The organism is Nostoc sp. XA010 (genome assembly GCF_020829625.1).
Taxonomy (GTDB): Bacteria; Cyanobacteriota; Cyanobacteriia; order Cyanobacteriales; family Nostocaceae; genus Nostoc.
Window position 1 is genome coordinate 1 of the sequence record NZ_JAIVFX010000096.1, and the last position, 6,727, is coordinate 6,727.

Consider the following 6,727-nt stretch of genomic DNA (forward strand, 5'->3'; position numbering starts at 1 on the left):
TAGATAGATTTATAGGGGTAAATCCATCTGGGATAGGTGAATTTGATATTTGCGATTTATTGAATAATGTATATCAAGAATATTTGCCGTTAGCAAAATCAAATGGCTTAAAGTTGCACTCCGAAATATGTGAAGAATATAAATATGGAACAAAGGTAAATGGAGATGCAATACATATTTATCGGATGATATCAAATTTGGTAAAAAACGCATTACAATATACAAAAACTGGTGATGTGTTTTTGAAGCTTGTTAACCAGGGTAATGATTTAACGGTATTAATTGAAGATACTGGGATTGGTATTAAGTCAGAAGAACTGGCAAATATATTTTTACCTTTTTTCCGCACTGAGGCTAGTACAAACGTGGACTCATCTGGTTCGGGACTAGGGTTATATATTGCCTTAATGGTAGCTTCTTCTCATGGACTAAGGCTATCCGTAGATTCGATAGTTGGTAAAGGCACAACATTTACAGTAATATTTTCCTACAAAAAGGATAAACCTTACGGCTTAGATGATACGATGTTCATAAAAATTGGTCAGGCTCATGCGCTACCTGGACGACACTAAGCTATGGGACAAGATAGAGTATGTAGTTGGATGTTTGATATTTGGTGGGCTGTTTATTGCTGCCGTTATCACATTCAGCACTGATATATTTGAAGCCACATTTTACATATTTCTTGCAACAATAATTGCTCCTTTTGTGAAAATAAATCCAATATTAAGACGGTATCTCTTAATCAGTGGATTTATATTTGGATTAGTCATGGGGTATTTTAGTTGAATGCGCCTAATCTCCTAGATCGGGATTATCATCTTTGTCAAAAGAAAATTCCTGATTTTTATTAGTTTGAATAGGAGGTTGAACTTGTTGTTTTGCAATTCGCTGCTGATTAAAAGCAACAATTTTTTGTGCTTCTTCATTTGAGAGGTTATTGGAGGTAATTGTAAACTCGTTAGTGTGGTCTTTATATGCAGCAAAAGCTTTTTGATTGGATTGGGTTTTGCGGTTAATATTGATAAACTGTATACCTTCTTTAATGAGTAATTGAAGTCTATAAAGAACGCCTTCATAAACGCGGCCTTCATTTTTAGTATCTTGACCTTTAGCAATGATAGTTTGAACAACGGCAGGAATCAGGGACTTTTTGCTATTGTTGGGATTTGAAGTTTAGTTGCCAGCAGGCGGAGTTTGTCAATTTCTAATGAGTTAATAGCCATAGAGTGAACTTGATGACTCATTTCTTCATCAGTACGGCTCAATTCTAGGTGTACAGCAACTCTCGTAGTTCCGTTATGTTCAGTTTTTAAAAGCTTGATATCACCACTATTTTCATCATTAGGAGTATAAGTAATGCGATAATTACCTAATTCTAAATCGTGAGAGTTAAAGGCTTCTAGGGTACTTGTAAGTATTCTTAAAACTTCTAAAGATTTAAAACTTTCAAGTATTTTATGAGTGCCATCAGGAGAAAGGGAGCTTAGACTGTTAGCAATTCTCCTGGGGTCTTCATCGAGGGAGGGTAGCTCTTTACCTTGCTTTAAGGTATCTGCAACCGTTAAAAACTCCTGGCGTTCTATAGGTAAAAAATTATCTAAAGGTTTTTGAGTAATATTAATATGATATTGTGAGGCTTCAAACTCCATAATTGGATTATCTAAGTTTGTCGCTTGAGGACGATGAATACTATAAGTAGATTTCTTCTTTTTAATAAGAAAAGCATCGGCACGATAAACTGTAGAGCCATCATCTTGTTGAACGCCATAATTCTTGATAAGCTCTCTGGCAGCAAAAGCAATGTCTTGATTTTGTTTAGCTTCTAAAAACCTTCGAGGAATTGTTTGTTTATAAACTGTTACCTGTTTGATATTGACCCAACTGTTACCAGTAGGTATGCTGCTAGATTCAAAAGAATCCTTGTTAAGATTAGAGGGTTTTTCAACAAAAGTTTTGTTATCCTCTATGGTGTCAGAAATAATTTCGGATTGGCGACGACGGCGTTTCAATAGGTCTAATTCATCTAATTCGTCTAATTCATCGACTGATATTGATTCCGTGTTTTGTGAGTTATGAGTGCTGCTCTGTTCTGAAGGCGGACTAACTTGGGATTGAGGGGCTTCGGGAATAATTACTTGATTATTTGTTTGGGAATTAGTTTGCAAACGAGGCGCAATTTTTGACTCTATCTGTTGGGTTAATAATGCTTGTTGTATTCGTATGGATTTGATAATAGCAGCATACAGAGGGCGAGTACGGGATAAAGGAGATAGAGGACGCAGGGGAGTCAGAGAGGCTTCGGGAATAATTACTGGATCATTTGTTTGGGAATTAGTTTGTGGAAAATCTGCAATTTTTGACTCTGTTTGCTGGGTTAATGATGCCTGTTGTACTTGTATAGATTTGATAGCAGCATACAGAGGGTGAGTACGGGATAAAGGAGATAGAGGACGTAGGGGAGGTAGGGGAGGTAGAGGAGGTAGAGGAGGTGTGGGAGTTGTAGAAGGTGTGAGGAGAATCTCGCTTCCCCCCACACTCTCCACACTCTCCACACTCTCCACACTCTTCGCACTCTCCGCACTCTTAAGCTTTAACTCTTGTCCATTTTTGAGAAAAATAAATTGTCGCAGGTCAGGTAAAGGGTTATTTTGCTGCCAATCTTCAAAAGAAACCGCCAAGGCTTTGAGCTTTTCATAAGCAGCTGCGCCAAGTGCTGCAATCAAATCGTCAATACCTTTTTCTGGCCCGGGTAAAGTGATTATTTTGACAGCAGCCCCATGATTGAGCAAAAGTTGACTAGTTTTAATCAAAGCTTTACCGACGTTGACTTGAGTTTTACTTTTGGAATCATGGTCAAAGCAGATTCTAATTTCTCTGTCTGGAGTGGCAAACATGGCAATTTCGGAGCGTAATTTGCTCTCAATTGGATAACCTTGGTCATCTTTAGAGCGATATGCAGCATTAACCCCTGGCAAGCCGATGGCAGCATCACCTTGAGTCAAAATACTAGCAGCTTTCTTAGCGCCTTCAGCAATGGTTACTGGTATATTGTGTTTCCACACAGAAAACCAGAAACCTGATTGGCGATCGCTGGCGCTTGGATTAACGCCAGCTTTCATGTAAATCATTTCAGCAATATTTTTTGGTACTTCTAATAAGAAGATACTAAGTTCAGCTTTGTAGGGATGTTCATATTTAATAAATTTCCCAGGTTTTTGAGGATCTGGTCTAGGAGAATCAGGCTTGTAACAGCCCCAAAGTTTCTCTTTTGGTTTATCCCCAGGTTGTAAATCACAGAAAGTGCGGGGGTCAACACCACCATTGCACCACCAACCATCAGTAGAATCAAGATATGCGTAAACTTGGAGAGTTTTATTACCTAAGCGACCAGCATTTTTACGCCCAATCTGGTCACTATACATTAAGTATTCCCAAGATTCATGGGACTGCTCTATGGAATCATAATATAAAGACGTAAAATTAGCAGAGGCAATAATCGGATGAATGGCGCTATCAACTACCAGTTCATGCCAGTGTTTAGGCTCGATATGATTTGGGCGTAAATTAACGAATTCATCCATATTAGAACTCTATTTGGGAGCGAGAATCATCAGAGGTTAAAGAGTTGTTTGTCCTGGAGTCGGTTATAGATGTATTCGTTGATAATGATTCTGTAGAAGCTGGCGAATGCTGAGGAGCGTTTGTATTTGCTAAAGATTGTTCGACAATTTTTTCAACTTCTTTAGCTTCATCTGGGTCTACTGTTACAAAATTATTAGTTTTTGGATCAACTTTTGTCCAAGAATAACCTCCACCTTCATCAAGGTTAAGAGCATAAGTATCTTTTCCAAGTTCAATTCTTGCTCTTTTATTCCATTGTTCTACAGTGTCAGCGCAAACATATTTTATTAAAGGTGCTATGACATTTATGGCAAAATAATTGCTGCTTTTAGCATAATTGGAAACCAGTTGTAAATGCCGTTCATCAAACATATTTCACCTCAGTTCCCATGTTGTTTTATTGAAGGAGGCAGTTCTTGCTGGAGTCAGAATGGGGTAAACGCCCATTCTGACTTCTGACTTCTACTTCCTGCCTAGTGCCTGACTTGATAATATTTATTAAAGATTTTTGTAAAACGTCATACTGCTGTGGTTTAGCACCGAGACAATTTAAATCAATCACTTCCCCCGATGCCATCACGCGATTAAAAATAAGATGAAATTCTAAAGAGTCTTGATGAAATTTTAAGAAAGTGACATATTGTAAATCATCCCAGCCGATACCTTGGATATATTCATTGAGAATTTGTTCAGAAACATCTGAGGATAGAGTAATTGGGAAACTTTTCAAAGTAATATGAACATAAATTCCGACCTTTTTCAATCTTGGTCTTTGCTTGCTAAAAACTTGATAACTATTAATTATCCAAGCGGGAGCATGAATGTTAACAAGATGACCGGAATGAATGGTCAATGTCTGCATTAATTGGTTAATTATCTCAAAATCAGAAAGAGCATATTCTTTAATCATCATTCTCATTGTTTACTATCCCTGGAATTGGAATCTGAGTATCTTTGTCTAGAATTGATTTAATTTCTCCAACACTTAAAACTTTATTGTTAGGATTGTTGTCTTGTTTGACAGGTAAAGGGAAATGCTTATTGACTTCATCCACCCTCAAATCTAAGTCGTGCTGAGTCGGATATCTTTGGGTACTTCTGCGAGCTAATCTACTGACAACTGGCTTCCATTTTTTTTCGTTGTATCTGTCGATATCGCGGAGAAATTGAGGAATATTGATGCTTTTTAACTGAGGAACAGACCCCTCTTTTGTATTGGAGTATGCAGGATTGATAAAAACACACTTCCCAGCTGGGAGCTTCAAAAACTGGGCGGACTCAAAGAGCTTTTTAGTTTTCTCTTGATCGCTAATGGTATTATTGCTCTTTCCACCACCAGTAGAACGGCTTTTGTGTTTGTACCTAATTTCTTCATCTCCCAGAAACGAAGAAAACAATTGTGCTGATTCGTTCTCTCCAGGATTAAAAATAAATTTCGTACTGCAAGCACCAAGGATAGTCTTAGCAACTTCCCGACCATAATTCTTTTCCAACTGCCCCATATTCTGCCAGCCGAGGATGCCGCAGAAACCCTCACTTCGTGATTCATTTAACCATCTGAATAAATCGGGCAGATACAAGGAAGGTAATTCATCCAATGCAACTATTAACGGATCTAAGCGTTTTTTGGCTATATTTCGGGCGATGGTCATGTGGAGAACGCTAGTCATCAAGGGTGCAACAGCATCGCGGCGCTCTCTGTCTAAACCAAAGATAATCATTTGTTTACCCTTGATTGAGAGTGGTAAAGTCGTTTTACCAATAAAGCAACCCAGTGTGTTTTTGGCCATGAAGCGGGTAAACATGATACTAGCTGTGGCAACAATGCCAGCAACAGTTTTCTCACTTGCGGCGGAACTGAACAACTGACCAAAGGCAATCTTGACCCAAGGGTTGAGATTAGCAGACATTAACCGCGCAATCATCTGCTCACTAGACAAGATGGCAGCACTGGTCATGACATCTGCTCTATCTCCAAATTCTTTGGTTAACATCAATACAGCTTGGGTTAACTGATCCCCAGACGGGCCGAAAAATCCATCTTCATTAGAATTATTCAGAATGCGGAAGTTTTTATTGATGACCGTGGCAATCTGCCGAGCGTTTTCAGCGTCAGAAGAATCTCTTAAAAAATCTAGAGGATTACAAACTTCTGATTCGGGAAAACCAGGGGCAAAAATATGAACATCGTAGCCAAGAACTTTAGCATAAGCAGCGATTTTCGCCTGAGATGGGTATTTAAAGTCATACAGTAAAATAGGAAAACCTTGGTCAATTGCGGAAAATAACATGGGGTTAATGGCACTAAAAGTCTTCCCACTTCCGGGCGCGCCAATAGCAGCAGTTCCCCTTTGCACTTCTGGTACATAAATCGGTACACCTCCACTACCACTTTGTTTTTTTGTACCTTTGAATTGATGTTTACCAATATACAAAGCTACACTATCACACCGAGGAGATTGTATCTGTTGCAATGCTTTTTTCTTAGCTGTATTATTCTCCTTTCTTCCTCCCCAATAGCTAGTAGCAATCTTCTTTTTATTACTGCCATCGCCAAAAAATACTCTCATTAAAATGTAAGCACCCAACATACTTATAATTGCTAATCCACTGGGTGTAAATAAATGATGAGTGTACTTGCCAATGTCGCTATGTGGATTTTGTAACTGTTCAAAATGAAATGGTTGGTTGTTTGCAGAAGTAGTCAGATTATTGCTCATCACATGAAGAAGAAGGGGAATGGGGAATGGGGAATAGCACGCTTGTAGGCGTAAAACCCTTGTGACGGACAGGATGTAGGGGAAAGAGTTAGATTTGTAAGTATTCTTAATTGGTTTTTAGTTTTTCCTTTACCCTTTCTCCCTTTTTGGTAAGAATAGTTAATCAGGAACAGTAGAAGGACTACCAAAAATAATTGGGTCTTTTTCATGGTAAGTAATGAATGGCACTGGCCCGATAAAATAGGGGGTACAAGTGCGACCAACAAAGGGAATATTCTTGCAGAAACGGAAAAACATAGCAGTGTTAACGGAACCGCTTGATTCATCTATATCCCAAACAACTTGTTTAAATGATTTACCAAAGGGATGACGACCAGTTGGCT

Annotated in this window: 5 protein-coding genes and 1 pseudogene; 1 reads left to right on the forward strand and 5 read right to left on the reverse strand. The window is 38.5% G+C overall.

Annotated elements, in window-relative coordinates; genetic code table 11:
• Positions 1-572: cell wall metabolism sensor histidine kinase WalK (locus LC608_RS35835; protein WP_229558048.1), on the forward strand; the 572-nt coding region annotated here is incomplete at its 5' end.
• 570 nt (positions 573-1,142) lie between these two features.
• Here the strand turns inward: LC608_RS35835 and LC608_RS35840 are convergent.
• From LC608_RS35840 to LC608_RS35860, 5 genes and pseudogenes are all read right to left on the reverse strand, one after another.
• A complete protein-coding gene (locus LC608_RS35840) occupies positions 1,143-3,584 on the reverse strand; it encodes a DUF3854 domain-containing protein (protein WP_229558049.1) in 2,442 nt (813 codons plus the stop codon).
• A gap of 1 nt (position 3,585) precedes the next feature.
• Positions 3,586-3,996: a hypothetical protein gene (locus tag LC608_RS35845; protein ID WP_229558050.1), complete on the reverse strand. Its 411-nt coding sequence runs from the start codon at positions 3,994-3,996 to the stop codon at positions 3,586-3,588.
• A 25-nt stretch (positions 3,997-4,021) separates the two neighbouring features.
• Positions 4,022-4,537 carry a relaxase/mobilization nuclease domain-containing protein gene (locus LC608_RS35850; protein WP_229558051.1) on the reverse strand — a complete coding sequence of 172 codons (516 nt, stop codon included), beginning with the start codon at positions 4,535-4,537 and terminating at the stop codon, positions 4,022-4,024.
• On the reverse strand, positions 4,527-6,344 hold the full coding sequence (locus LC608_RS35855; RefSeq protein ID WP_229558052.1) for a type IV secretory system conjugative DNA transfer family protein: 1,818 nt from the start codon (positions 6,342-6,344) through the stop codon (positions 4,527-4,529). The genes LC608_RS35850 and LC608_RS35855 overlap by 11 nt, the downstream gene beginning before the upstream one ends.
• A 159-nt stretch (positions 6,345-6,503) precedes the next feature.
• Positions 6,504-6,727 (reverse strand): annotated as a pseudogene (locus LC608_RS35860) (hypothetical protein); the annotation flags it as partial.